Below are 24,216 nucleotides of genomic sequence, written 5' to 3'. Positions count from 1 at the left end.
CACATCCTCCATCCACACCGACGAGGTACGCCGACGATGACGACCGTCTCACTCGACGGCGAATCCCTCACGCCGGAAGACGTTGCCGCGGCCGTCCGCGACGGCGTGACGGTCGAAGTCCCCGAATCGGCCCGCGAGCGCGTCCGCGAGGCCCGCGAACGCGTCGTCGACGTGGTCGAGTCCGGCGAGGCCGTCTACGGGCTGAACACCGGGTTCGGCGAACTCGTCAACGAGCGCATTCCGCGCGAGAAAATCGAGGAGTTACAGACGAACCTCATCCGGAGCCACTCCGCGGGTTCCGGCCGTGAGTGTACCGAAGAAGAGGTCCGCGCGATGCTCCTCACGCGAATCAACGCGCTCGTGAAGGGCTATTCTGGCGTCCGCGAAGAACTCGTCGACCACCTCGTGACGCTGCTGAACGAGGGCGTCCATCCGGTCGTTCGCTCGCGCGGCAGCCTCGGCGCGAGCGGCGACCTCGCGCCGCTGGCGCACATGGCGCTCGTCCTCCTCGGCGAGGGCGAAGCCGACTATCAGGGCGAGCGGTACGACGGCGCGGATGCGCTGGCGATGGTCGACCTCGACCCGCTCTCGCTCGCGCCGAAGGAGGGCCTCGCACTCATCAACGGGACGCAGTTGACGGTCGGAAAGGCCGCGCTCGCCGTGGTCGACGCCGAGAACCTCGTGCAGGCCGCCGACGCCGCCGGCGCGCTCACGACCGAGGTGACGATGGGCACGACCGCGAGTTGTACGCCCGCGATTCACGAGGTTCGGCCGCACCCGGGGCAGGCCGCCAGCGCGCGAAACGTCCGGAAACTGTGTGCAGACTCCGAAATCGTCGAGTCCCACCGGAACTGCGACCGGGTGCAGGACGCCTACGCAATTCGCTGCCTGCCGCAGGCCCACGGCGCGGTCCGCGACGCGGTGGCGCACGTCCGCGAAGCCGTCGAAATCGAGTTGAACAGCGCGACCGACAACCCGCTCGTCTTCGACGCGAGCGACGTGGACGACCGGGCGTCGGGCACCGACCGCGCGGCCATCGTCTCCGGTGGGAACTTCCACGGCGCGCCGCTGGCGCATCGGCTCGACTACCTCACTGCAGTCATGACCGACCTCGCGTCCATCTGCGAGCGCCGTGTCGACCGCCTCGTCAACCCGAACCTGCAGGAGGACCACCTGCCGCCGTTTTTGACGGCCCAGAGCGGCCTGCGCTCGGGCTACATGATCGCCCAGTACACCGCCGCCGCGTTGGTCAACGAGTGCCGGTCGCTCGGGCGCGCCGCCACCGACAACACGCCCGTCTCGGGTGGACAAGAGGACCACGTCAGCATGTCGGCGCAGGCGGCCCACCACGCCACGACGGCGGTCGACCACGCCGCGACCGTGGTCGGCGTCGAACTGCTCTGTGCGACGCAAGCCCTCGACTTCGTCGACGAGGCACTCGAACCGGGGGCCGGGACGCGGGCGGTCGCCGAAGCAGTGCGCGAAATCGCGCCACCGCTCGACGACGACCGGGTCCTCTCGCCCGAACTCGACCGCGCTGCGGCATTGGCCCGTGGTGGCCTGCTCGGCGAGCGACTCGCTGCTGCGGTCGGTACGGAACTAGAGTAGGGTCGGCGGCGACGCGTTCGGCGTCGATTGAACGGAGGATAGACGCTGATGACGAGTGGAACGGGGAAGGGGGACAGCGCGCGGTTGCCAGCACCGGCCTGCAGTGGTGGGGAGTCGATTGGTGGAATCTCCGCCCGTACTCAGCGCACCGCGCCAGCTATCGATACGTTCCCATCAGAAATAAATCTTCTGTATTTTTCTGTAAAATTATCCCCATAGTTTCTGGTCGTTACTGCAACCGGTCCAGAATGGGAATCTCGGCACGTCGTTCGTCGTCGAGCAGATCCCAGTCGATACCGGTCGGTTTCGGTCGCGACGGAGGCCGGAACAGCCGGTCGGGTGTCGCCACGATGTCGAGTGGCACGTCGTGCGAGCCGGTCGAAACCGCGTCGTCGACGACCTGTTTCTCGTGGACCGTCGTCGCTACGACTGTCTCGTCGGAGACGAAGCCGAACTCGCGCAGCAGGGCGAATTCGAGGTCGGCGTAGCCCTCGCCCTTGCCGATGCGGTTGCCGGTCTCGGTGACCGCGACACTGCCGCTCACGACGAGGTCGATAGGCTCCATCTCGTCGGGGCCGACCGGGACGCCGATTTTCGAGGAGCCACCGACCGTCGTCGCCTCGTCGTAGTCGTCGATTTCTGCGGGGTCGAGTCGCAGGAAGCACTCCTCGTCACGCAGTCGCGGGACCGCCATGTACAGCGTCTTGCCCTGGCGAAGGGCGGCGCGTCGAACCGGTAGCTGTGGCGCGTCGGGGTTCGCCTTCACGGTGTCCGCGGCCTGCCACTCGTCGGTCGCCGTGAGTCGGTCGGCCGCGTCGCTCGCCCCAGCGAAGTTGGGGATACGCCCGTGTGGCGGGTAGGGAAACCGCGCCTCGCTGCTCGATTCGAGGTCGTCCCAGACGCGCTCTCGGCGCGCTTGCTTGTCCATACGGCGGCTTCGGTCTCGACCGGTGAAATACCCCGATAACCGAGTGACAGGCGCTTGCAAGCCGCCATTTTACTCCCCTGGGCGTGCGATATGTACTCGAATGGCAGGCACCCGCAAGACAGCGACAGGGCCCACTCCCCGACTGTCCGAGATTCCGGAGATAGACCGGGAACGGACCCAGTACGCGCTCTCGTGGTTCGTCGACCACGGTGCGGAGACAGACATCGAGGTGTGGGCCACGCACGTCGCCGCGTGGGAGCACGAGACGGACCTCGCGGGCGTCGACCGGTCGAAGCGAGAACACCTCTACTCGTGGCTGTACTTCGAACTCGTCCCGCGACTCGTCGAAGACGGCCTCGTCGAACACACCGCCGAAGCGGACGGGAGCTTCGTCAGAGCCGTGGTCCCGTCGTACGAGTTCGAGAGACGAACGGAGGGGTTGTTGCGCGAGCAGCGACCGGCAGACTCCTGACCACAGGCGAGTCGGGCGACGACGAAAGCCACGAAAACTACCAAGACCACGCAGGTGCAGGCAACTGGCTATTTAAGCAGACGATGGAATGACGCACATGGAATCAGAGACGAGACACATCTGGGAGTACGAGACACTCCGTGTTCCAAGAGGACCGACGAAGAAGGAGGCAGTCGACCCCAAGACGGACCTGAACGAACTCGGGCGTGACGGCTGGGAGCTAGTCGAAACCATCACATACGTCGGCGGCGGGACGAAGTATCTCGTCTTCAAGCGACCAGCCGACACGGGTGACGACGCGTGAGCGAGGGCGGGATGGACGTTGACGCCGACTCGGACGGCGACACGCAGATAGAGACGGAAGGCAGCGCCGACGTCAGTACCGCCAACACGATGCGGGAACGCGCAGACGAGAGCCACACGAAACTCTGGGTGTTGCTACAGGCGAACCGACTGCTCGTCACGGGTGTGCTCGCCGCCATCGTCTTCATCTCGTTCATGCTGCTCGGAACGACGTTCTATCCGGCCTTCCAGTCGGACCTCCAGTCCGGCGACACCATCGAGACCATCTTCTCGACGATGCTGAGTTCCATCATCACGGGAACGACGCTCGTCGTCACTATCACCCAACTCGTCATCTCGCAGGAGAACGGCCCACTGGGCGACCAGCACGAGCGCATGAGTAACACGATGAACGTCCGTGAGTATACGTCAGAACTCGTCGAAGAACCGGTTCCCGCCGACCCCTCCGCGTACTTACAGAGCATCATCGCGGCGACCCAGCGCCGGGCGAACGCGCTCCGAGACGCGGTCTCGGAGAGCGACGACGACGAACTTCGCGACGAAATCGACGAGTTCACCGACAGCCTCACCGAGAACGCCGACGAGGTCCGTGACCAACTCGAGGGCGGCACGTTCGGCGAGTTCGACGTGCTGTTCGCGGCACTCAACTTCAACTACGGCTGGAAGATATTCCAGGTAGAACGCCTCTCGAACGACTACGCCGATACGCTCGACGACGAGGAGAACCACTTGCTCGAGGAACTGCGAACCGCCCTCACGATGTTCGGACCGGCACGCGAGCACATCAAGACGCTGTACTTCCAGTGGGCACTCATCGACCTCTCGCAACTCATCCTCTACGCGGCGGTACCGGCGCTCGTCATCACCGGCGGGATGCTCGCGTTCGTCGGGAGCGGGACGATACTCGGGTCGACGGTCGGCGTCCCGAACATCCTGTGGGTGACGGGCCTCGCGTTCACCATCTCGTTGCTCCCGTTCTTGCTGCTCGTGTCGTACATCGCTCGCATCGCGACGGTGGCGAAGCGGACGCTCGCTATCGGACCGCTCATCTTGCGCGACTCACAGCGGTGACAGTCCGACAAGTCCGGCAGAGTGCTCGTTACGTCCGATTGCAGAACGGGAAGTGAAGTACCGTATACACGACCGCTGTGTGGCTCACCCGAACAAGTCGTACACCTGGTCGGGGAGCGCCGAGAACAGGAACGTCACCGCGACGTAGCACCAGCACACCGTCGCGAGGCCAGAACTCGACAGCGCGAGCCAGCACGCGGGCGCGACGATAGCGAGCAAGAGGACGGGTGCAGCCTTCACGAGTGCGTGGTCGCGTGCGGTCGCCTGTGGGTTCGGTTCGTACCGGATGTAGGCGTCGCCGCCCGGTGTGACCGCGAGCGTTTCGACACGGCCGCCAGTGGCGACGACAGCCAGCGCGTGGGCGAGTTCGTGTGCGACCGACGCGGGAAGCGTAAAGAGCGAGTAGAACACGCCGACGTGGGATGGGCCAGCCGCCGGAACGCCGACGGGTTGGCCGGGGTCGCCGTAGAGCGCCAGCGGTCGGGCGAACTCGGCGGGAAGCGGGCCGCGAACGACCGTCAGCGCCGCGGCGAACGCGCTCGCGCCGGAGACGAGGACGGCCAGCGTCAGCCACGTGTTCGGTCCCCCCTGTCTGAAGACGACCGCGAAGACGACCAGCAACACCGTCCCGTGGAGGACGAGCGTGCCTCTGGCGTCGGCGAGGGGATTCACGACTCTTACACACAGAATCGGCGGATTTCGAGTTAAACACCGCGGTGTCGGCAGCGAAAGGTCGTTACTGGAGCGAACGGCAACCTCAGCGGGACGAATCGACTCGGTGGGGTGGGTCACTCGGCTACGGCCGGATGGGTCACTCGTCCACGGCCGGGTTGGTCACCCGGCCACGGTCGGATATATCACTCAGCAGCGGTGCGGCCGACGGTGGCGAGGATGCCGGGAACCGGTCCCTGCTGCGTCTCGAACTTCGTCTCACGGACTTCACGGAGCGACCACGCCGGCCCGGCGAACGACTCCTCGAACGTGGCCCGGGACGCCACTCGCGGTCCCGAGTTCTCGGGTGCGCCCTCGCCGAACGCGAGGATGTGTGCGACGCCGCCCGCGGTGAGGACGCTGGCGAGGGACGCGACGTACTCGGCCCGTTCCGGCGGGTCGAACACGTGGAACGCGCCACTGTCGACGGCGGTGTCGAACGGCCCGAGGGTAGGGTCGAGGTCGGTCACGTCGCCGACGTGGAACGTCACGTCGAGGTCGCGCGCTGCTGCGCGTTCTCTGGCCCGCGCGATAGCCGTCTCCGAGATGTCGACGCCGGTCACGTCACAGCCGCGTTCTGCGAACAGACAGGCGTGGATACCGGTGCCACAACCGGGCGAGAGCACACGGCCGGTGACCGCGCCGGTCCCGGTGAGTCGCGCACAGGCTTTCTGCGGCCGACCGAGGTCCCACGGTGTGTGTCCCTTCGTGTACGACTTCTCCCACCAGCCACCAGCGTCGTCGGTCATCTCCCGGTCTGAGCGCGCCTGCGGTAAGTGTCTTCGGGTCGATATACCCAGAAGCCTTGGCTAGGGATTCTCCACCATTGGGGAGAATCTTCGAAGCGTGACGATACTGACGGCTGCAGACGAGGGCAGGGTGGTCGTCAGCACCGTGGCCGACACGGAGGTGCGTCCGTAAGACGCACACCGATAGGTCTCGTCGGTGTGCTCCATCGCGTGTCAGTACTGGTGCAGCTGACACGTCCACCGACGACTGCACCCGTTCACGGTCGATGACACGACCGTGAACGTACTCCTGTCTTGGTTTCAAACCGCCCACAGCGGCCCGCTTCGCGGTTAAGACAGGAATGGCAGAAGTACAACAGTAATGCGGTGCTCAGAAGGTCTATACATCGACACTACTTGCTGCGCGATAGCGGTTCGGTGGAATCCAATGACTCTCTATGCACGCTCTCTGCGGACGAACCAGTGGTGTATCGCCCCATGATGCGCGACGACGAAATCCTCAGCCGAGACGGCAGCGGAGCCCGATTGACCGACCGGGTCCTCGGGGCCGTCGAACGCGAGATGGACGTCGACGCGGGTGTCGAACCGAGTGACATCGCGGAGTTCGAGGACCTCCACGTCTGCGGACAGGAGGCGACGTTCGAACTCGCCGCACTCTCTGACATCGACGAGGACACGACCGTCCTCGACGTCTCGTCGGGGCTCGGCGGCGCAGCCCGCACGCTCGCGACCGAGTTCGGCTGTCACGTCGTCGGCGTCGACCTCACCGGGGAGTTCTGTCGCGCGGCCGAAGAACTCACCCGACTCGTCGACCTCGACGACCGCGTCTCGTTCAGACACACTGATCCGCTCGACCTGCCGTTCGACGACGACACGTTCGACGTGGTGTTCCTCCAAGACCTCGCGGCGGACGTCGAGTACAAAGCGCGACTGGCGGACGAACTTGCACGGGTTCTCCGTCCGAGCGGCCGACTGGCGGTCCACGAGGTCCTCGCCGGGTCGGTCGAGCCACTTCGCGCGCCGATGCCACTCGCCGAGAACGGGGCAGTCGGCTCGCTCGTCCAACCCGAGACGTTCGTCGAGACGATGGCCGACGCAGGCTTCGAGGCCGACCGGTGGCTCGACGCGACCGTCGAAGCCATAGAGTGGTATCACAGTGTCGTCGAGCGCGTCGAATCGACCGGGGACGACGGGCTGCCACCCGGGTTCGAACACGTAGTAAGAGAAGACTTTTCAAGCGTCTGTCGTACGATGTGGCGGAACGCCGATGAGGACCGTGCCAGAGTCTACTACGGCGTGTTCAAACCACAGCCCGCGGCTGTATGAGTCACGAGAGCAGTCGACTAGTCAAAAGTTAAGACGCTTCCGACACGACACGGTACAGATGTCGCAGTTCAGTGGTCAGGGCGACGAGGGGCTCACCCCAGAGGAAGCGTTTTCGCTCCTCGGGAACGAAACTCGTTTCGGAATTCTCCAGGCGCTCTGGAAAGAGCTCGACCCGCCGAATTCGGCACCTGTCAGCTACTCCGAGTTGATGGACCGCGTCGGCGTCCGAGATTCAGGCAACTTCAACTATCACCTCGGCAAGCTCGAAGGGCACTTCGTCACCTCGACCGACGACGGCTACGAACTCCTCGAAGCCGGGTTACAGGTCGTCCGGTCGGTCCTCGCCGGGACGGCCGTCGGCGACGCGAAAATCGAGCCGACCGCGGTCGACTTCCCGTGTTCGGTCTGTTACTCAGAGACGACGATGCTCGAATACGAAAACGAGAAGGTGACACTCTGGTGTGCCGAATGTGACGGCCACTACCCGGCAGAGGAGCCATCCGGAAAGCTCGCCGACTTCGCCATGCCACCCGCTGGTCTCGCTGCGCGCGGCCCGGTCGAACTGCTCGAAGCCGGGATGACCCGCGTCAACCTGCAAGTCCAGTCGATGGCCGCTGGTGTCTGTCCGACCTGTTCGTGTAGTCCCGAACTACAGATACGCGTCGGTGAAACGGGAACGCCCCTCGAAACCTTCGACGACCCCGGGGAGGCAGTCGGAGCAGAACGCGTCATGAGCAACTACATCTGCCCGACGTGCAAGCTCCACTGGCGCTTTCCCACCTGGGTCCACGTCATCTGGCACCCGGCAATCGTCTCGTTCTACCATCAACACGGCCAGACGGTCGACGTGCTGTCGTGGGAACTCTACACGCGCGGCCAAGAGTACGACGTGTCGTTCACCTCAGTCGACCCGATTCGTATTACGGTGACCGTCGCCGAGAACGGCGATTCGCGGACGCTCACGCTCGACGAGTCGATGGACGTCATCGACGTGGAGTGAACCTCGCAAGCGAAACTGCCGGAACCGTGAGACACGGCCGCGACCCGCACACTCTTGTCGACTCCGTGAGTCGTCGCCGCCATGGACCTCGGACTCACCGACCGAACCGCACTCGTGACCGGCGGTGCCGGTCGACTCGGGAGCGAAGACGCCAGACACCTCGCCCGCGAAGGCGCAGAAGTCGTCGTCCTCGACGTGGACGACGACGGGGCACAGCGCGTCGTCGACGAGATTCGTGAGAACGGCGGCCAGGCACTCGCCGCGACATGCGACCTGACCGACCGCGACGACGTTCGCGAGACCATCGCCGACGTGCGCGAGGAGACCGGCGGTGTGGACGTCCTCGTCAACAACGCCGGCTTCGTCGACGCCGTCTCCCGGGTCGAGGACTTCCCGGACGACCTGTGGGACCGCGACATCGACCTCAACCTCACCGGCGCGTACAACGTCACGAAGGAGATCTTCCCGGCGATGCGCGAACGTGGCTGGGGCCGCGTCATCACGATGGCCTCCGTCGCCGGTACGCTGGGCAGTTTCGGCCAACTCTCGTACTCGACCACGAAATCCGGGCTCGTCGGCTTCGGCAAGACGCTCGCACTGGAAGGCGCGAAAGACGGCGTCACCTCGAACGTCCTCGCACCGAGCATCGTCGTGAAAGACCTCGCCGAGATGGAGCCCGAAAATCTGGAGCAAATCAACCCGCAGTTCGAGCGCCTGCGCCAGAAGACGCCGATGCGCGAACTCGGCCGCGAGGACGACGTGGCCCCGATGGTGTGCTACCTCGCCAGCGAACAGGCGCGGTTCGTGACCGGGCAGGTCATCGGGATTACTGGTGGTGTCGACCTGCTGGCGACGTAATTCCGAACTGGCCTTCTGGCGCGCGAGGACGCGCGAGGTCGCCGTGAGCCTGCGAACGGCGGCTTGTGGAAGCTTGCTTCCACAGTGGATGAGCGAAACGAACGGGGCGAGGCGACGCAGTCGCCTCGTTGCGAACGGGGAGTGAAACGACCCGTGAGCGGAGAGAGTTGGGCGAATCGGATGGGGAGGCTATGGCTGCGGTGCTGGACGGTGCGGTCATGTACCGTCGTGATTCGTGAACTGCTTCTCGACACCGACAGCAGTGACGACGACAGTACACGCAGCAGAAACAGCGACGACAGCGAACACCCACAAAACGAGAACAGACACCGATTACCGCACAAGTGCCAGTAGTCGACACGACAGCACAGTTTCCCCATCGCTGTTCACGACTTCGGACAGATACTCCACCACGCCGTTCGCCTCTGGGTGGTCTTCCTTCTCGCGCTTCTCCACGATTTCCGTCTCGACGTGGACCGTATCGCCCACGAACGTCGGCGCGCGAAAGCGCAACTCGTCGACGCCGTAGAAGGCGACGAGGCCGCTGTCGTCGTCGCGCGACTGCCAGAGCAGGCCGGTCATGACCGAGAAGACGAGCGCGCCGTGGGCGATTCGCTCGCCGAAGCCCGAGTCGGTCATCGCCTCGGCGTCGGTGTGCAGGTGGTTGAAGTCGCCGCTTACGCCGGCGAAGTTCACGAGGTCTGCCTCGGTGATGGTCCGGCCCTTCGTCGTCGCCGTGTCGCCGATGTCCGTGTCCGCGAAGTGCATTTTCGGAATGTGCGGTCGGCGACGGGATAGGTGTAGGGAAACCGGTGCACGTCTGGTGTAAGCGTTTCTGAGAACGTCGGTGCAGGTGTCGTCTCCATCCAGAGTTCGAGCAATCAGTCTACGAATGCTGGTGCAGATGACCGCATCCACACCCTCCCCAACCGACTGCGGTGCTCGGCCTCCGGCCTGTGCTCCTCATCCCTCGCGCGACTACACCTCGCAGTCTCGCTATCGCTCGACATGCTCACCAGCGCGCGCCAGAGTGTTTGTGACGACTCGAATACCCAACCAGAAAACGACCCGCTACGCCCCCAGAATCAGACCATCTCGCGCTCGAGTTGCTGCAACCGCTCGATGCGCTTCGCGGTCGGCGGGTGCGAGCGCGTCTCGACGGTGAACTCCCCGGGATTCTCGTCGACCTGCTCGGCGAAGCCGTAGGGGAGCAGACAGAGGCCCTCGATGCCCTTGTAGTGGTGGCGAGCGTCCTGCGTCGGCGTCGCGGCGCTCTCGTCGAGCGTCTGGAGCGCGGAGGCGAGCGCCGCCGGGTTACCCGACAGGACAGCCCCAGAGCGGTCGGCGACGTACTCTCGGTATCGGGAGAGGTGCTGACTGAGGCTGAGCAACAGCGCGCCGATGGCGCCCAGCAGGATGCCGCCGAGGACGACCGAGATGACGAGCATCCCGGCGAACGAGACGGTGTAGCCGAGCGTGAACGGGGTCGCGTCGATGAACGCGGAACTCAGCAGGTAGAGCGCGAACAGGACGCCGCCCCAGAACAGGTAGCCGAACGACCGAGAGCCGAACAAGTCGAAGTCGTCGCTGATGACTGCGGGGACGAACGACGCGAGCGTCATCACGGTCGCGTCGCGGTTGCGGACGTGGGCCAGTTCGTGGCCGAGGACGGCGTCGAGTTCGTCGGTGTCGAGGCGGTCGAGCAGTCCCTCGCTGACGACGATAGTCGCGTTCGTTAGGCCGCCGACGGCGAAACTGTTGGGCACGTCGGTGTCGGCGACGGCGACGGTCGGCGTCTGCATGCTGGCCTGCGTGGCGAGACGCTGGACCCGGCCGACGAGTTCCGGGTGGCTGTCCGCGTCGACCGTCTTCGCGTCGACCTCTGCCAGCAGCTCGTAGCGACTGTAGCGCAGTTGCGCCCAGACGAACACCACGAGGACGGGCAGGACGACGGCAGCGCCCCAGGCGAGCGGCGACGCGCCCTCGACACCGAGCGCGCCCGCGACGACCGCCTGTGGGTAGGCGAGCCACGGCGCGAGGAGGTACGCGCCCGCGGCGACCAGTACGACGTCCACGGCGAGTATCAGCGCGAGCATCAGCAGGATGCGCGAGGTGAGGGCTGAATCGCGTTCCATTCTGTCGATGCTTTCTTCGCGGAAAGTAAAACCTTTCCGACCGGTCGGGGGCCGGACCAAACCTCGTATAGTTCACGTGTCGACACGAGAGCGACACGCGGTTTCGGAAAAGTGGCCGACTCAGCGGCTAGTACACAGAAATACCCGCGGACTACTGGACAGCACCATCGGCAAGCTTGCACATCGAGGCCGAGTAATATTCACCACGAGAAACAATCAGATAATGAGAATATATTTAACCCGGTAGACAAGTAGAAGAGTTGTGGGATACGATCTGAGTCGCGCGGCCGTCGCCGTCGTCTCCGTCCTGACGGTCATCCTTGCTGCCTCCCTCTTCCCTGCGTCTGGGTTCGGCACCTATCCTGGTGCGGTCGGGGACAGCGGCCCCGGAGACGGCGGACCGGCGGTCCCCGGAACTACCGACGTACAGCCGACGGCGACGGACGCGCCGACCACCACGAGCGGTGATACCGGCGGTGGGTCGGACGAGACGACTACGACTACCACGACGACGACCACGACGACCGAACGGCAAGACGCGCCTGCCGGTGCCTCCAGCCCCAATCGGGGCAGTGGCGTCGACGTCGTCGGCATCATCGGCACGTTCTTCCTGATGCTCGTGCTGGCCGCCGTGGTCGGCTCGCTCCTCGTCTTCGTCGGCGAAGTCGAGCGACGCGAGACCCCCGACTTCGACGGCTGGGTAGTGAACCTCCCCGGACTGCCACCGCTACACGTCCGCGCCTCGTTCCTGACGATTCCCCAGAGCACGATGGCGTTCCTCGTCGGCGCGTCCGCGTCGGCACCGAGCCTGCTAGACGGCATCGGTCGGGGCGTCAACGGCGCGTTCAGCGGCCTCGGCGGCCTCGCGAGCGGCCTCGGTACGGCCGGCGGCGCGCTGTTCGTCGGCGTCCCGAAGGCGATGGGCAAGGGCCTCCTCGCGATTCCCCGTGGCCTCGGCGGCCTCGGCAGCGGGCTCGGCTCGCTCACCGGCGGCCTCTCCGCGCTCACGAGCGGCGTCAGTTCGCGTAACTGGCTCAGCCGCAGCAACGGGACGCCGGACGACCCGCGCGGCCGCGGTGCCAGCGCGGACGCGTTCACCGACCCCGGTGCGCACGAACCGTCACCTCTCAGCATCGAGGACGCGTGGGAACACATGGTCGAGAAGGTGCCGCTCACGCGGCGACCCTCCCGGACCCCGGGCGAGTACGCCCGCGCCGCGGTCGAACACGGGTTCCCGACGAGCGCCGTCCAACAGCTGACCGACGCGTTCCAAGACGTTCGCTACGGGTCGCAGCCGGCGGACGAGACGCGCACGAACACCGCACGCGACGCAATCAGACGTATCCATCAGCGACTGGAGGGTGACGAATGAACGTCCCTCTCCTCGACGACGCCGCGAGACGGCGGCAGCTTCTGTACGGAATCGGGACGGCCTCGTTCCTCGCGGCCGCCGCCCTCGCGTTCCTCCCGCTCTCACTCGAACCGCTTCGCCCCTACGTCACGGGCATCCTGACCAACACCGGAACCGTCCTGTTCCTCGGACTGGCCGGCGGTGCAGTCGGTGCCCTCCACCTGTACACGACGAAGACTAACGGCCCAATCGACGGCGGCGACGAGGACGACTACGCCACCTCGGCCCAGCGCTTCGGCGTGCCCGAGGAGGCGACCTATCAGGCCCGCGAATCCGCGGGCGCGAACATCGACGACTCGGTCGAGAAACTCACCGGCGAACTGCCCGGTTCACGGGCGAAGAACTGGTGGCAAAGCCGCGAACGGCTGGAGGTCGAGGGCGCCATCCGCACCGCGGCTATCGACGTGCTGATGTCGAGCGAGAACTGCTCGCACGACGAAGCCAAAGCACACCTCGATAACGGCACGTGGACCGACGACCCGCGTGCAGCCGCGTTCCTCGGCCCCGAGGCACCCGAACTCCCTATCAAGATGCAGTTTTACGACTGGCTCAGCGGCGAAGCGTACGAACGGCACGTGACGCACACGGTCGACGAAATCGCGGACCGTGCGGGCCTGCTGGAGGCAGAAGCATGAACACGGAAATCGACACCGGACGCTGGAACGTCGGCCTCACGGCCGCGCTCGTGACGGGCGCGCTCGGCCTGTTCGCCGGGAACACGACGCTGTTTCTGGCGTCGACCGTCGGCCTGAGCTACGCCGCGTACGGCTACGCGACGCGACCGCCGTCGCTCGACCTCGCCGTCGAGCGCCACCTCTCCGACACGTCGCCGATGCCCGGCGACGACGTCGAAGTCACGGTGACGGTCAGAAACGAATCCGACTCGCCGATGGCCGACATTCGTCTCGTCGACGCCGTCCCGAAGACCCTCGGTGTCACCGAGGGCGCGCCGCGCTACCTGACGAGCCTGCAACCCGGTGAGGAAGAGTCGTTCACCTACACGGTGAAAGCGCGCCGCGGTGTCCACGAGTTCGGCGACCTCTCGGTCGTCTCGCGGAACATCAGCGGGGCCATCGAACTCCACGGCACCGAAGCCGTGACGAGTCGTGTCTCCTGTCACGCCCACGTCGACTCGGTGCCGCTCGCCGACCAGACGATTCCGTACACGGGTCGCATCAGCACGAACACGGGCGGCGAAGGCATCGAGTTCCACTCGGTGCGCAAGTACCAGAAGTCGGACCCGATGAGCCGCATCGACTGGAAGCGCTTCGCTCGCACCCGCGAACTCCGGACCGTGGAGTTCCGCGAGTCGCGTGCCGCGACGGTCATCGCCGTGGTCGACACGCGCTACGAATCTCGCGTCTCCCGGCGACCCGAAGAACCCGACGGCGTCGAACTGTCGACGTACGCGGCGGGACGTATCTGTGGGCACCTGCTCGACGCCGGCAACCGCGTCGGCCTGGCACGCTACGGTGGCTCGTTCGACTACCTGCCGCCGGGAACCGGCTCGGCGCAGGCGGTCCGCATCCGGAACGAACTGAACGTCCAGTCGTCGACCTCGATTCCGGTCGCTGACGGCGCGGCGGCCGCGGCAACCGACGGCGGGACCGACACGGACACCGCGACCGCGACCGGCCAGTCCGGCGACGGCAGCGAGACGGTCGCCACCGACGGTGGGTGGCGCATCGACTGGCTCCGGCGACGTGTCCCGAACGAGGCCCAAGTCCTGTTCATCTCGCCGATGCTCGACGACGGGCCGTTCGAGACGCTCAAGCGCCTGCGCGCTGCGGGCCACGCGGTCCGGGTCGTCACGCCCGACGTGACCAAGACGGACACGCCCGGCGGGACGCTCACCCGCATCGAGCGCGCCAACCGACTCCGCGACCTTCGCGGCCGGAAGACGAAGGTCGTCGAGTGGTCGCCAGACCAACCGCTGTTTGCAGCGATGCAGACGGCCGAAAAGAGGTGGGCACGATGAGCGACTACAGCTTCGACGACGCCCCGGCGGAGTTCAGCGGCCGCCTCGCGGTCGGTATCGCCGCACTCGCCAGCGTCGTCCTCGGCCTCGCAATCGGGCAGGCGTCGGTCGTCCTGCTGGCCGTCGCCGGCGGGGGTGGCATCGCGTACGGTGCGAATCGACTCGGCGAATCGACCAGCCGCGACCGGGCCATCGGCAGTGTCGTGTTCATCGTCGGGTCGGTCGGGCTCATCGTCGCGCTCGGCGCGTGGAAGCCGTCGGTCGCGGTCGCTGCGGTGGTCGGCTGTGCGGGACTCGCCGTCGCCGTCGCTGGAACCGAAGCGACCACCGGTATCGACGAGTCGACGGTGCGGTCGATGGGTGGGACGCTCTCTCGCTCCATCGTCGTGCTGCTCGGCGCGACGGTCGTCACGGCCGCGATTCACGCCGGCGTGTTCACCGCGTTCGCAACCAACGCCGCGAAGTGGGCCGGGTTCGCCGTGACGGCGAGCGCACTGGCAGGCTTCGTGTCGCTCCAGTTGGAGCTAACCGCGCTGGCGGTCCTCGCCTACAAGGCCGGTACCGCCCTCGACACGTGGTTTCCAGACCGCCAGCCCGGCTCGCAGTCGAACGGCCTGACGAACGTCGGGGTCGACCCGAAGACGGTCCCAGCGCCCGTCTGGGTGGTCCTCGTCCTCGAAGCGGTCGCCGCCAGTATCCCGGGGATGGCACAGCTGTTCGACAGCATGCTCGCACAGACCTCCACGCTCGGGTCGGTCGTCGGCTCGCTGTTGACCTCGTGGGTCCCCCACGCGGCGCTCGGCGTGGCCATCCTCGTGCTGTCGAGCGTCGTCTTCCTGCGGTTCTGTCAGCAACTGTTCGTCCGCTGGGTCGGCGCGAAACCGCCCGAGACCATGGCCTACGGCACCGGCGGTGCCGTGGTGAGTCTCGTAGTCGCTGTCGTCACTGCCATCCCGCCCGTCGTCGCCTACATCGAGGGGCTGTTCGGCGCGGAGTCGGCGTTCACCGCTTCCTTCGCGACGTACGGGATGGGCGCGACGTTCCTCGGCGTCACCGCGGGCGCACTCATCGCTACGCTCATCGTCGTGCCGCTGGTGATGTTCCTGCTCTCGATGCAGTTCGTGCCCGAGGAGACCGGTGGGTTCGCCATCGGAGCGATGTTACTGTTCGTCGGAGGCATCGCCGGCGCGCTGGCGAACGCGATGCCCGTCGCCGTCTTCGTCGCCATGGCCGGCGCGTTCCTCACGTGGGACCTCGGCCTGAACGCGACGCTGGTCGGCCGTGAGGTCGGACAGGTCGCGGAAACGCGCCGCGGCGAAGTCGTTCACGCGGCCGGTGCGGTCGGCGTCGGCCTCGCCGCGGTCGTCCTCTCGGTGCTCGCAATCCGGTTCGTCGTCCCCGGCGTCGACGGGTTCGACCTGCCGCAGTGGCGGGCACTGAGCGCGCTCGCGCTCATGCTCGTCTCGCTCGTCGCGTTCTCGCGGCTGGCGACCACCGACGCGCCCGAGGACGAGGTGCCCACCGAGGGAACCAGCGGGCAGTCTGACCCGCAGTCCGGTGCCACTCGCTCCCCGGCGGACGACTGAAGACTGACGACTGGCTCACCGCCGGTTGGACGTTACGCTTCTTCGACGGTCGTCTCCGGGTTGACCGTGAGACTCTCTCGAATCGTTTCGATTCCCGCGACGGTTTCCTCGACGCAGAGCGGCTGGGCCACGTTGTCCTCGTCCAACCGCAGGATGCTCGACGTGAGTCTCAATCTGAGTTTGTAGTAGCGGCGCTCGTCCGAACCGTACGGAAGCCACATCTGGTAGAGCGGGAGTTCCGCGTCGTCCATTCCGATCACCTGTACCGTCTCGCCGTCGAACGACTGTTCGTAGAGCACCTCGAACGGGTTCGACGCACCGCTGGTCGTCTCGGCGATGGCGTCCTCGACCGCCGACGCGGTGATGCCCTCGAACGTCTGGCTGACACTGACGTTGGCCCCCTCCGATTCCCCGTCGACGCTCACGGTGGGACTCGAAATGGTCTGTATCCGACCACTTGGGCCGACGAGCGGGCTCTGTACCTGCGTTGACCTGTTCACACTGAGAAAAGACGTGAAGACGAGCAGTTGCTTCGGTGGCTTATTCCTCGTCAATACGTGGTTCGATCCGTCGCATTTCGTGTGAAAAGGTCAATGAACACGCGTTCGACACCGACGGAGAGGCTCAGTCGACGAGGCCGTCTCGGAACCTCGCAGCGGAAACGACCGTCGCGTCGGTTCGAAGCCTGTCGAACGCGTCGCGCGCCCACGCTCGGACGACGGCTGACTCGGTCTCGACGATACCACGCGGCACACCCCGCTCGTCGTCGGCCGAAAGGATGGTCGTCTCGTCGAATATCCCCAACTGAAACGGGACTGTCTGTCGTTCGTAGAACTCTAACTCGTCCGCTTCGACCATCTCGAACACCTGCTCACAGACCGTGGGGTTCGACCGAATCGCCTCGACTACGGCCGGTGTCAACACCCCTCGGTTTCGGAAGTCCCGCGATTTCGCAGTCTCGTAGTTCGACGCGACGATCTCCGGTTCCATGGCGTGGACGACCATCGTCACCTCGTTCGCACTCTTGAAGTGGTCCCGCAGTCGTGAGAGATGTCGGCCCGGTTCGGTCGGTGTCGGGGTCACCACGTCCGCGTCGGCGAGTGCTGCGAGCCCGAAGTCGAACGAGTCGGTCGGAAGAAATTCGAGCAGTGGTTCGAGCCGGTGTGTCGTGTCCGTGACCGTGACGAACTCCTCGTAGGCAGTCGCTATCGCCTCCCCCGAAATCGTGGTTCGGTAGCCCGTTCCGTGCTGTTCGACCCAGCCACGCGCTTCGAGGTCGGTCGTGATTCGGCCGACGGTGACCCGAGACGCACCGATTCTGTCACGCAGTTCCGCCCGGGTGTACGGTCCGGTCGTCAGTTCGCACAAGACGGCGGCACGGTTCGGTGACCGGGCAAGAAATTCGACGTCGTCGTGGCTCATGTACTCTCTCGGGCGAGCCAGCGACAAGAATACTCGCCTCGTGGCCGCGTATTAAAGAACAGTGCCGACGACGGCGGGACGATTCGAGAACTACCCAGTCGATCGCAGCATCTGACACGACGTTCGCGCCCATAGGTAAGTAATCAGACACAGACGCTAAGTTCGAATGGTCCGTATACTTAGATATGGGAGATGTACTCGTAGCCGTCGACGGGAGTGAGCACGCCTACCGCGCAGCAGAGCACGCCATCGGACTCGCCGAGGAACGCGGCGGCACCCTGCACTGTCTCTGCGTCATCGACGAGCGAAAGTTCGGCGAGCCAGCGCTCAGTTCGGACGAACTGGCCAGCGTCCATGCCGAGGACCACGGCCACGAGTGTGGCGAGCGGGTGGAAGCAGCCGCTGACAAGCGAAACGTCCCGGTGGTTCGAGAGATTCGCCACGGTGTTCCCGACGAGACCATCCTCGACTACGCCAACGACACGGGCGCGGAAGTCATCGTCCTCGGTGAACACGGCGACCACGCCGACCACATCGGCGGCTTGCGGCGGCGATTGGAGAAGCAATCGGACGTAGAGTTAGTCGTCGTCGGGGCGGAGCGGAAAGCGTACTGAGCTGGCTTAGATTGGATTCGTTTACTCCGACTCCTGAAAAATGAATTTTTAGTGATAACAGTGCCCAGAACCGAATCGTGGTATCGAATATCATATTCAACCCAAGTTGACTGTTTCCATATATTAAAGAATAGTCCACGGTGATAGCTAACAGTACTTTTTTTATGTGTCAGTATACCTGTTTTCTATATGCCTACAGAAGGCAATAAATTTCGAGAAGCCGAGTTAGATAAATCGAAAAGCTCTCGTCGAAAAATACTGAAAGCTGGTGGTGTCACTATCGCATCCACGATTGGAGTTGCCTCCACAAAGAGTGTGAGTGGAAAATCTAATGACGAAATTCCTGAAAAAGTAAAAGAACAGCTTCGTCGTCGATACGGAAACGAGGCAGAGATACTTATAAACATTATTAGTGAGGTTATCCGGAAAGTGGATTCCGGCGTTCTAAGCGAGGATCAAGGCAATACTCGAGTAAACAACCGAATTATCGAGCACCCCAAAACACCGAAAGCAACTTCGGATATCCAATCAGTAGCTGAATCACATAGTCCGTCCAGTGACCCCATAGTTGACACTCAGACAACATCAGAAGTATCAACATCTAAAGTTTCGACATCCAGTTTCTCTCTCATTCCAGATGAAGGAGAAGCCGGTGGCTCCTCATCTCTAACTGGGGCTGCTGAAAGAGACTACAACGTTAGTCAGAATACCGTTCGTGCGAACGCTCGGGTGGCACTTGCAGGAGATGCGACAGGCTACGCACGAGTGTATGCGTCAGACGTATACTTATCGGGAGATGTCCGCGTCTCTGCAACATACTACAGGGCTGGAACTGTTCAAGGTGGATCAGCGGAGATCTCTTTATTCGTTCGAGACTCCAATGGAACTCTCATCGACCAAGTCGTTGAACGCCCCAGTGGCGTTGACGGAACAACTACAGAATATGCTCAATTCTATCTTGAGGAGGGAGAAAGCTACGATATAGGGATTGAAGTATACACCAGAGTGTCGGGACTTAATTCGTATTCATACGCAGACTTTTACAGTCTGTCAACTGTTGGTCAGCGCCGGGTTGAACTCAACGGAGGACTTGATATCGAAACACTGGGCTAATCGCCATAATTGAGCCAAGAAACGCTTACAACCATACAGCCAAATACCAACCCCCATGAAGCCCTCACACGCCACTATCGGATGCGTCATCCTGAGTATCCTACTCAATACCGTCATAAGCGCAGTCACTGGAACAGCCTCGTTACTGGCAGCGACACCGGTCGGAGTCGCTGTCTACCTCGTCATCGGCATTTCGGGTCCGCAAGCAATCACCGGTCAACAGTACGATTCGGCGGTACACCGCGGGATGGCCGCCCTCGCGGCACTCGCTGGGGTCGGCGTCCTCGGCATCGGCCTTCTCGGCGACGGCCTGCTCGCGTCGTGGGGAATTGGGTTCGCAAACGTGCTGTTCGTCCTGTTCGCGGGCATCGTCTGCTGGGCGGCCGCGAACCAGTTCGCCGAAGGCTACTCTAGCGCCGCGTAAGCACCAATTAGAACCTCTCACCGCAGGAACGGCACCCGTCGCCACAGCCGCAACAACGCCGTCAGTGCCTTCGCCTGTAGCCCGGAGTCGATACCCACCGCGTCGAACAGCGGATGTCGCTGGACAGAGACGGTCTGTGATTCGGTGAAACGCAGCAGACCCTCTGGCCCGTGTCTGCGGCCGATACCGGACTTCCCGCGGCCGCCCATCGGCGCGTCGACGCTGCCCCACGAGGCGAGGTAGCCCTCGTTCACGTTGACCGTCCCGCAGTCGATGTCGCGGGCGACCGCCCGGCCCAGTTTCTCGTCTTCGGTCCAGACGCTGGCGTTCAACCCGTACTCGGAATCGTTCGCGCGAGCGACCGCCTCGGCGGTGGAGTCGACGCGCTCGACCGAAATTACGGGGCCGAAGGTCTCCTCGCAGGCGGCGTCAGCGTCTTTCGGCAGGTCGGTCAGCACGGTCGGTTCGTAGAAGTACGGCCCGAGGTCCGGCCGGGCCTGCCCGCCACAGTGGACCGTCGCGCCGCGCTCGCGGGCGTCGGCGACGTGCGATTCGACCTTGTCGAGTTGCGCTTTGGAGACGAGCGAGCCGATTTCCCGGTCGTAGTCGTAACTCGGCCCGACATCGAGGTCGGCCGCGGCCGCGACGAATCGTTCGAGGAACTCGTCGTACACTGCGTCGTCGACGTACAGCCGCTCGGTGCTGATGCAGAGTTGGCCCGCGTTCGTGAAGCAGGCACCCAGTGCACCACGGACCGCCCGGTCGAGATCAGCGTCAGCGAGGACGAGCAGCGGATTTTTCCCGCCGAGTTCCATCGAGCAGTCGACGAGGTTGCGGCCGGCCGCGGCGGCGACCTCGCGACCGGTCGCGGTACTGCCCGTGAAACTCACGTAGTCCACCGCTTCGACGAGTGCCGGGCCGAGCGTCGCCCCGTCGCCGGTGACGACGTGGAACACGTCGTGTGGAATCCCGGCTTCGCGGAGGATTTCGGTGGCGAGCAACGCGGTGTACGGCGTCTGCTCGGCTGGCTTGAGCACGACGGCGTTGCCCGCCAGCAGCGCGGGGATGGCGTCCGAGATGGCCAGTGTGAGTGGGTAGTTCCACGGCGCGATGATGCCGACGACGCCGACTGGGTGGCGGTGGACCTCGGTGCGGGTGAGTCCGGCGACCATCCCACGGCGGCGCTCGGAGTCGAGAATTTTCTCGGTTCGGTAGCCGTAGTACCGCGCCGTCGCCGCCACGTCGAGGACTTCCTCGAAGGCGTGAGCGCGACTCTTTCCGCTCTCTAGCTGGACGAGGTCCAAGAGTTCGTCCTGTCTGTCGAGCACGAGGTCGTGTAACCGCTGGACGACACGTGCGCGGTCGGCTGGCTCGCGGTCGGCCCACGCCTGCTGGGCGTCGCTGGCACGGTCGACCGCGAGCGCCACGTCCTGTGGCGCGCACTCGACCACCTCGGACACCACGTTTCCGGTGAACGGCGCCTCGACCGGCCGGCCGTCTCGGTCGTCGGCGATCGCCGTCACGAGGCCGTCCAGTCGGTCGAAAAGTGTGCGAGAGAGGTGTACTGGGAGGGTCGCAGACTGCCTATCCATATGCCCTCTTAGAGCCAGAGCCTAAACCAGTTGGTTGCCGGATTTAAATGAGTCTAGAAGGATGTCCTGACCATGGACGATACTCTGCCGCGGGTCCTCTACGTGAGACCCGAAGGTTGCGACGAGCCCTCGCCCGCGGCACTTGCAGTCACCGAGAACGTCGGTCAGGTGACCGACACAATTCCACCCGACGACCCCGACAGTCTCCAACTGTCGGGCGTCGACTGTGTGGTGGCCGCGTGCGACGGCCAGACGGGACTCGCTGTTCTCGAAGCGGTGCTGGACGAAGACGATTCGGTCGGAACGATTCTCCACCCGACCGACGGCAGTGAAGCGATTGCCGGGGCAGCAGTCGCAGCAGGCATCGACCGCTACGTCCCGGGCGATGCCACGGACGAGATGCTGTCCGACGCGGTCTCGCAGGCCGGCGCGACACCAGGACGCGAGACGATACAGACCGACGACGGGACACCCGGCTGTTATCAGGCCATCGCCGACTCCGACGCGTTCGGCGTCCTGAGCGTCGGCACCGACAACGTCGTCAGGCACGCAAACGACGCCTCGGGCGTGATTCTGGGCTACGATTCCGACGACCTCGTCGGCGACAGCATACAACGTGTCGTCCCCGAGCGGTTTCGAACGAAAGAGGGCGATTCGTTCGAGCAGCAGTTCCTCGGCGACGACAGCCCGAGAGAGTGGACGTGGACCGAGTTCCCGGCACGCCATCGGGCGGGCCACGAGGTCCCGCTGGACATCGCGTACGGACGAGCGACCGTCGACAGCGAACAACTGTTCATCGCCATCATCCGTGACGTGACAGAGCGCCGAGAACGCAAGGAAGAACTAGAGCGGCAAGCCAGCGCACTGGAGGCGTCGATGGACGGTATCGCGGTGCTCGACGAAGACCAGCGGTTCGTCTCGGTCAACAGCGCGTTCAGCGAGATGCACGGCTACCGCGAGCGCGACGACCTGCTCGACCAGCACTGCACGCTGGTCTACAACGGGTCGGTCGCGGAACTGCTCGACGGCGAAATCGATAGCGGGAGTACCCGTGAACTGGAGGCCATCCGGATGGACGAGTCGAAGTTCCCGACCGAACTCTCACTCACCGAACTGGACAACGGCTGTATCGTCATCGTCGCTCGCGACATCACCCAGCGACGGGTTCGCAGCCAGCGCCTCTCGGTCCTCTCGCGTCTGCTCCGGCACAACGTCAGAAACGAGATGACGCTGGTCAAGAGTCGCGCCGAACTCATCGACAACCACACCAGTCGCGGGCTGGTCGAAGAACACGTCGACATCATCCTCAAAGCCGCCGAGCGCCTGACCACGGTGAGCAAGAAGGCGTACCGCGCGACCGAAGTGCTCCAGTCGGTCGAAGAGCCCGAGGAGGTGAACATCGCCAACAGCATCGAGGACTCGGTCGCCGACATCCAGACGCGGTACCCGAACGCCGCCATCTCGACCGAGATACGCGACCGGCCGACCGCCTCCGCCAACCAGTACATCGGCGTCGCGTTCCGCGAACTCATCGAGAACAGTATCGTCCACAACACCGAAACGAGTCCGAACGTGAGCGTCAGTGTGCGCAACGGCTCAGAAGACATCTTCGTCGAGATTCACGACGACGGGCCGGGTATCGAGGACTCGGAACTCGCGGTCCTCGACCGAACCGAAGAGACCTCGCTCGAACACGGCAGCGGCGTCGGCCTCTGGCTCGCCGCGTGGGTCATCGAGACGACCGGCGGGTCCATCGACTTCGACACGACACCCGACGGGACGACCGCCCGAATCCAGTTCCGCTGTCTCAGTCACGGTCCCCGCTCATCCGGGGCGTAAAGTCCCAGGCGTAGGCCCGGTCGATTTCGACTGTTATCGTCACTTCGTCACGCTCGGGAGCCAGTAGCTTCTTCCCTAACTGTGACTCCGCACCGCCCTGTCCTGCGAGATAGCGCTCCAGCAGTCGCCGCAGTAGTGCCTTCTCGTCGTCCGGTTCGACGCTCGCGTGACCCTGCCCGCGGACGCCACGGTACGGCGGGTCGTTCGTCGACACCTCGAACGCGACGGCGTCGTCCGATTCGAGGTAGCGAACCACGTCGGCGTCGGCCGCCGTCGCACACCGAAACACGCCCGCGTCGGCGTCGTACTCGAACCACAGCGAGAGCATCCACAGTTTGTCGCCCGGTGTCCGACACGAGAGCCGAAGCGGTATCGTCGACCCGTCGAGGAAGTCGGCGACCCCGTCGTGGTCCCAGTCGCCGCGGAGTGCGAACGTCATCGGACGACCGTCACCGGACAGTGTGCTCTGCGGACGACCGCTTCGGCGACGCTCCCGAGCAAGACCCGCGAGACACCAGTCCGTCCGTGACTGCCGATGACGATGTGGTCGATGTCGTGCTCATCGGCGAACTCGTTGATTTCCCGCGAGGGGCGACCGACCATCGACTCGGTCTCCAGCGTGACCTCGTACTCGTCGGCGACCGACTGCGCCTGTTCGAGCAACTCCGCCGAGACCTTCTTCTGGCCCTCGTACCACTCCTCCCAGTAGCCCGGCAACCCACCGTCGATGGGCGAACTGTAGCTCGCGTCCATCAGGTCGATGACGTGGAGGACGACGATGTGGTCGTCCGGGTGCTTCTCCAGTGCGTGTTCGAGCGCGTGCGCCGCCTGCTCCGACTCGTCGTACGGGACGAGGACTCGTTCGGTCATACCTGACAGTAGGTTTGCAGGCGCGATAAAGAGACGGTGGGGTTCTCAGGACGTGAGAGCGTGAAAGAGGACGAAAGAGGACGAAAGAGGACGAAAGAACCGACACAACGGTCTGGCGCGCGTGGACGAGCGTGTCTGCGCCATCGGCGCAGACCGCGAGGAGCGCGCGAGGGATGAGCCGTCTCGCCGAAGGCGAGCGGCGAATC

General features: G+C 64.6%; 25 protein-coding genes. 15 read left to right on the top strand and 10 right to left on the bottom strand.

What is annotated here, in order from left to right:
- The first annotated feature begins 36 nt into the window (after positions 1 to 36).
- On the top strand, positions 37 to 1,608 hold the full coding sequence (gene hutH / locus ACSC1P_RS20305; protein WP_435362037.1) for a histidine ammonia-lyase: 1,572 nt from the start codon (positions 37 to 39) through the stop codon (positions 1,606 to 1,608).
- Between the two features lie 229 nt (positions 1,609 to 1,837).
- Here hutH and ACSC1P_RS20300 read toward each other — a convergent pair whose 3' ends face one another.
- Positions 1,838 to 2,536, bottom strand: coding sequence for a 5-formyltetrahydrofolate cyclo-ligase (locus tag ACSC1P_RS20300; protein WP_435362036.1), 699 nt, complete (start codon positions 2,534 to 2,536; stop codon positions 1,838 to 1,840).
- A gap of 100 nt (positions 2,537 to 2,636) precedes the next feature.
- On the opposite strand from ACSC1P_RS20300, the gene ACSC1P_RS20295 reads away from it, so the two are divergent.
- From ACSC1P_RS20295 to ACSC1P_RS20285, 3 genes are all read left to right on the top strand, one after another.
- On the top strand, positions 2,637 to 3,008 hold the full coding sequence (locus ACSC1P_RS20295; RefSeq protein WP_435362035.1) for a DUF7344 domain-containing protein: 372 nt from the start codon (positions 2,637 to 2,639) through the stop codon (positions 3,006 to 3,008).
- Between the two features lie 97 nt (positions 3,009 to 3,105).
- Positions 3,106 to 3,312 (top strand): Sp36 family protein, encoded by a 207-nt coding sequence (sp36, locus tag ACSC1P_RS20290; RefSeq protein WP_435362034.1) that lies wholly within the window; start codon positions 3,106 to 3,108, stop codon positions 3,310 to 3,312.
- Between the two features lie 11 nt (positions 3,313 to 3,323).
- Positions 3,324 to 4,382 carry a DUF7972 family membrane protein gene (locus tag ACSC1P_RS20285; protein ID WP_435362300.1) on the top strand — a complete coding sequence of 353 codons (1,059 nt, stop codon included), beginning with the start codon at positions 3,324 to 3,326 and terminating at the stop codon, positions 4,380 to 4,382.
- Positions 4,383 to 4,466: 84 nt separating this feature from the next.
- Here ACSC1P_RS20285 and ACSC1P_RS20280 read toward each other — a convergent pair whose 3' ends face one another.
- Both ACSC1P_RS20280 and ACSC1P_RS20275 read right to left on the bottom strand, forming a co-directional pair.
- Positions 4,467 to 5,054 carry a hypothetical protein gene (locus ACSC1P_RS20280; protein ID WP_435362033.1) on the bottom strand — a complete coding sequence of 196 codons (588 nt, stop codon included), beginning with the start codon at positions 5,052 to 5,054 and terminating at the stop codon, positions 4,467 to 4,469.
- Between the two features lie 185 nt (positions 5,055 to 5,239).
- On the bottom strand, positions 5,240 to 5,842 hold the full coding sequence (locus ACSC1P_RS20275; protein ID WP_435362032.1) for a class I SAM-dependent methyltransferase: 603 nt from the start codon (positions 5,840 to 5,842) through the stop codon (positions 5,240 to 5,242).
- 477 nt (positions 5,843 to 6,319) lie between these two features.
- Here ACSC1P_RS20275 and ACSC1P_RS20270 point away from each other — a divergent pair, with 477 nt between their 5' ends.
- From ACSC1P_RS20270 to ACSC1P_RS20260, 3 genes are all read left to right on the top strand, one after another.
- Positions 6,320 to 7,168: an SAM-dependent methyltransferase gene (locus ACSC1P_RS20270; protein WP_435362031.1), complete on the top strand. Its 849-nt coding sequence runs from the start codon at positions 6,320 to 6,322 to the stop codon at positions 7,166 to 7,168.
- A 58-nt stretch (positions 7,169 to 7,226) separates the two neighbouring features.
- Positions 7,227 to 8,168 carry an ArsR/SmtB family transcription factor gene (locus tag ACSC1P_RS20265; protein WP_435362030.1) on the top strand — a complete coding sequence of 314 codons (942 nt, stop codon included), beginning with the start codon at positions 7,227 to 7,229 and terminating at the stop codon, positions 8,166 to 8,168.
- A gap of 81 nt (positions 8,169 to 8,249) precedes the next feature.
- On the top strand, positions 8,250 to 9,026 hold the full coding sequence (locus ACSC1P_RS20260; protein ID WP_435362029.1) for an SDR family NAD(P)-dependent oxidoreductase: 777 nt from the start codon (positions 8,250 to 8,252) through the stop codon (positions 9,024 to 9,026).
- Positions 9,027 to 9,359: 333 nt separating this feature from the next.
- On the opposite strand, the gene ACSC1P_RS20255 is transcribed toward ACSC1P_RS20260, so the two are convergent.
- Both ACSC1P_RS20255 and ACSC1P_RS20250 read right to left on the bottom strand, forming a co-directional pair.
- Positions 9,360 to 9,794: a MaoC/PaaZ C-terminal domain-containing protein gene (locus tag ACSC1P_RS20255; RefSeq protein ID WP_435362028.1), complete on the bottom strand. Its 435-nt coding sequence runs from the start codon at positions 9,792 to 9,794 to the stop codon at positions 9,360 to 9,362.
- Between the two features lie 317 nt (positions 9,795 to 10,111).
- Positions 10,112 to 11,161 carry a M48 family metallopeptidase gene (locus ACSC1P_RS20250; RefSeq protein WP_435362027.1) on the bottom strand — a complete coding sequence of 350 codons (1,050 nt, stop codon included), beginning with the start codon at positions 11,159 to 11,161 and terminating at the stop codon, positions 10,112 to 10,114.
- A 262-nt stretch (positions 11,162 to 11,423) separates the two neighbouring features.
- On the opposite strand from ACSC1P_RS20250, the gene ACSC1P_RS20245 reads away from it, so the two are divergent.
- From ACSC1P_RS20245 to ACSC1P_RS20230, 4 genes are read left to right on the top strand one after another with little or no spacing between them, the layout of a single operon-like run.
- Complete coding sequence (locus tag ACSC1P_RS20245; RefSeq protein ID WP_435362026.1) at positions 11,424 to 12,533, top strand: DUF4129 domain-containing protein; 1,110 nt, start codon at positions 11,424 to 11,426, stop codon at positions 12,531 to 12,533.
- Positions 12,530 to 13,207, top strand: coding sequence for a DUF7269 family protein (locus ACSC1P_RS20240; RefSeq protein ID WP_435362025.1), 678 nt, complete (start codon positions 12,530 to 12,532; stop codon positions 13,205 to 13,207). Before ACSC1P_RS20245 ends, ACSC1P_RS20240 begins: the two co-directional genes overlap by 4 nt.
- Positions 13,204 to 14,550: a DUF58 domain-containing protein gene (locus tag ACSC1P_RS20235; RefSeq protein ID WP_435362024.1), complete on the top strand. Its 1,347-nt coding sequence runs from the start codon at positions 13,204 to 13,206 to the stop codon at positions 14,548 to 14,550. The genes ACSC1P_RS20240 and ACSC1P_RS20235 overlap by 4 nt, the downstream gene beginning before the upstream one ends.
- A complete protein-coding gene (locus ACSC1P_RS20230; RefSeq protein WP_435362023.1) occupies positions 14,547 to 16,136 on the top strand; it encodes a DUF7519 family protein in 1,590 nt (529 codons plus the stop codon). Before ACSC1P_RS20235 ends, ACSC1P_RS20230 begins: the two co-directional genes overlap by 4 nt.
- A 32-nt stretch (positions 16,137 to 16,168) precedes the next feature.
- Here ACSC1P_RS20230 and ACSC1P_RS20225 read toward each other — a convergent pair whose 3' ends face one another.
- Both ACSC1P_RS20225 and ACSC1P_RS20220 read right to left on the bottom strand, forming a co-directional pair.
- Entirely contained in the window at positions 16,169 to 16,561 is a 393-nt protein-coding gene (locus ACSC1P_RS20225) for a hypothetical protein (protein ID WP_435362022.1), read from the bottom strand.
- Positions 16,562 to 16,760: 199 nt separating this feature from the next.
- The gene (locus ACSC1P_RS20220) at positions 16,761 to 17,558 is read right to left on the bottom strand and encodes a helix-turn-helix transcriptional regulator (protein WP_435362021.1); all 798 of its coding nucleotides are present in this window, start codon (positions 17,556 to 17,558) and stop codon (positions 16,761 to 16,763) included.
- A 185-nt stretch (positions 17,559 to 17,743) separates the two neighbouring features.
- Between ACSC1P_RS20220 and ACSC1P_RS20215 the strand changes: the two genes are divergently transcribed.
- The 3 genes from ACSC1P_RS20215 to ACSC1P_RS20205 all read left to right on the top strand — a co-directional run bounded on the left by ACSC1P_RS20215 (position 17,744) and on the right by ACSC1P_RS20205 (position 19,709).
- Positions 17,744 to 18,172, top strand: coding sequence for a universal stress protein (locus ACSC1P_RS20215; RefSeq protein ID WP_435362020.1), 429 nt, complete (start codon positions 17,744 to 17,746; stop codon positions 18,170 to 18,172).
- Between the two features lie 189 nt (positions 18,173 to 18,361).
- On the top strand, positions 18,362 to 19,285 hold the full coding sequence (locus tag ACSC1P_RS20210; protein WP_435362019.1) for a hypothetical protein: 924 nt from the start codon (positions 18,362 to 18,364) through the stop codon (positions 19,283 to 19,285).
- A gap of 55 nt (positions 19,286 to 19,340) precedes the next feature.
- Complete coding sequence (locus tag ACSC1P_RS20205) at positions 19,341 to 19,709, top strand: hypothetical protein (RefSeq protein ID WP_435362018.1); 369 nt, start codon at positions 19,341 to 19,343, stop codon at positions 19,707 to 19,709.
- Between the two features lie 17 nt (positions 19,710 to 19,726).
- Here ACSC1P_RS20205 and ACSC1P_RS20200 read toward each other — a convergent pair whose 3' ends face one another.
- On the bottom strand, positions 19,727 to 21,301 hold the full coding sequence (locus tag ACSC1P_RS20200) for a succinic semialdehyde dehydrogenase (RefSeq protein ID WP_435362017.1): 1,575 nt from the start codon (positions 21,299 to 21,301) through the stop codon (positions 19,727 to 19,729).
- 72 nt (positions 21,302 to 21,373) lie between these two features.
- Between ACSC1P_RS20200 and ACSC1P_RS20195 the strand changes: the two genes are divergently transcribed.
- A complete protein-coding gene (locus tag ACSC1P_RS20195; protein WP_435362016.1) occupies positions 21,374 to 23,140 on the top strand; it encodes a PAS domain-containing protein in 1,767 nt (588 codons plus the stop codon).
- Here ACSC1P_RS20195 and ACSC1P_RS20190 read toward each other — a convergent pair.
- Both ACSC1P_RS20190 and ACSC1P_RS20185 read right to left on the bottom strand, forming a co-directional pair.
- Positions 23,109 to 23,579, bottom strand: coding sequence for a pyridoxamine 5'-phosphate oxidase family protein (locus ACSC1P_RS20190; protein ID WP_435362015.1), 471 nt, complete (start codon positions 23,577 to 23,579; stop codon positions 23,109 to 23,111). The two genes, ACSC1P_RS20195 and ACSC1P_RS20190, sit on opposite strands and share 32 nt — an antisense overlap.
- A complete protein-coding gene (locus ACSC1P_RS20185) occupies positions 23,576 to 24,010 on the bottom strand; it encodes a universal stress protein (RefSeq protein WP_435362014.1) in 435 nt (144 codons plus the stop codon). The genes ACSC1P_RS20190 and ACSC1P_RS20185 overlap by 4 nt, the downstream gene beginning before the upstream one ends.
- Between the last annotated feature and the right edge of the window lie 206 nt (positions 24,011 to 24,216).

The organism is Haloarchaeobius caseinilyticus (assembly GCF_051207395.1).
Classification (GTDB): Archaea; Halobacteriota; Halobacteria; order Halobacteriales; family Natrialbaceae; genus Haloarchaeobius.
This window is presented reverse-complemented; position numbering and strand designations above follow the sequence as displayed.

Bases quoted from the DNA above. Each gene is read 5' to 3' on its own strand.
- hutH (WP_435362037.1), top strand. From the start codon at position 37: ATGACGACCGTCTCACTCGACGGCGAATCCCTCACGCCGGAAGACGTT.
- ACSC1P_RS20300 (WP_435362036.1), bottom strand. From the start codon at position 2,536: ATGGACAAGCAAGCGCGCCGAGAGCGCGTCTGGGACGACCTCGAATCG.
- ACSC1P_RS20295 (WP_435362035.1), top strand. From the start codon at position 2,637: ATGGCAGGCACCCGCAAGACAGCGACAGGGCCCACTCCCCGACTGTCC.
- sp36 (WP_435362034.1), top strand. From the start codon at position 3,106: ATGGAATCAGAGACGAGACACATCTGGGAGTACGAGACACTCCGTGTT.
- ACSC1P_RS20285 (WP_435362300.1), top strand. From the start codon at position 3,324: ATGGACGTTGACGCCGACTCGGACGGCGACACGCAGATAGAGACGGAA.
- ACSC1P_RS20275 (WP_435362032.1), bottom strand. From the start codon at position 5,842: ATGACCGACGACGCTGGTGGCTGGTGGGAGAAGTCGTACACGAAGGGA.
- ACSC1P_RS20270 (WP_435362031.1), top strand. From the start codon at position 6,320: ATGATGCGCGACGACGAAATCCTCAGCCGAGACGGCAGCGGAGCCCGA.
- ACSC1P_RS20265 (WP_435362030.1), top strand. From the start codon at position 7,227: ATGTCGCAGTTCAGTGGTCAGGGCGACGAGGGGCTCACCCCAGAGGAA.
- ACSC1P_RS20260 (WP_435362029.1), top strand. From the start codon at position 8,250: ATGGACCTCGGACTCACCGACCGAACCGCACTCGTGACCGGCGGTGCC.
- ACSC1P_RS20255 (WP_435362028.1), bottom strand. From the start codon at position 9,794: ATGCACTTCGCGGACACGGACATCGGCGACACGGCGACGACGAAGGGC.
- ACSC1P_RS20250 (WP_435362027.1), bottom strand. From the start codon at position 11,161: ATGGAACGCGATTCAGCCCTCACCTCGCGCATCCTGCTGATGCTCGCG.
- ACSC1P_RS20240 (WP_435362025.1), top strand. From the start codon at position 12,530: ATGAACGTCCCTCTCCTCGACGACGCCGCGAGACGGCGGCAGCTTCTG.
- ACSC1P_RS20235 (WP_435362024.1), top strand. From the start codon at position 13,204: ATGAACACGGAAATCGACACCGGACGCTGGAACGTCGGCCTCACGGCC.
- ACSC1P_RS20230 (WP_435362023.1), top strand. From the start codon at position 14,547: ATGAGCGACTACAGCTTCGACGACGCCCCGGCGGAGTTCAGCGGCCGC.
- ACSC1P_RS20220 (WP_435362021.1), bottom strand. From the start codon at position 17,558: ATGAGCCACGACGACGTCGAATTTCTTGCCCGGTCACCGAACCGTGCC.
- ACSC1P_RS20215 (WP_435362020.1), top strand. From the start codon at position 17,744: ATGGGAGATGTACTCGTAGCCGTCGACGGGAGTGAGCACGCCTACCGC.
- ACSC1P_RS20210 (WP_435362019.1), top strand. From the start codon at position 18,362: ATGCCTACAGAAGGCAATAAATTTCGAGAAGCCGAGTTAGATAAATCG.
- ACSC1P_RS20205 (WP_435362018.1), top strand. From the start codon at position 19,341: ATGAAGCCCTCACACGCCACTATCGGATGCGTCATCCTGAGTATCCTA.
- ACSC1P_RS20200 (WP_435362017.1), bottom strand. From the start codon at position 21,301: ATGGATAGGCAGTCTGCGACCCTCCCAGTACACCTCTCTCGCACACTT.
- ACSC1P_RS20195 (WP_435362016.1), top strand. From the start codon at position 21,374: ATGGACGATACTCTGCCGCGGGTCCTCTACGTGAGACCCGAAGGTTGC.
- ACSC1P_RS20190 (WP_435362015.1), bottom strand. From the start codon at position 23,579: ATGACGTTCGCACTCCGCGGCGACTGGGACCACGACGGGGTCGCCGAC.
- ACSC1P_RS20185 (WP_435362014.1), bottom strand. From the start codon at position 24,010: ATGACCGAACGAGTCCTCGTCCCGTACGACGAGTCGGAGCAGGCGGCG.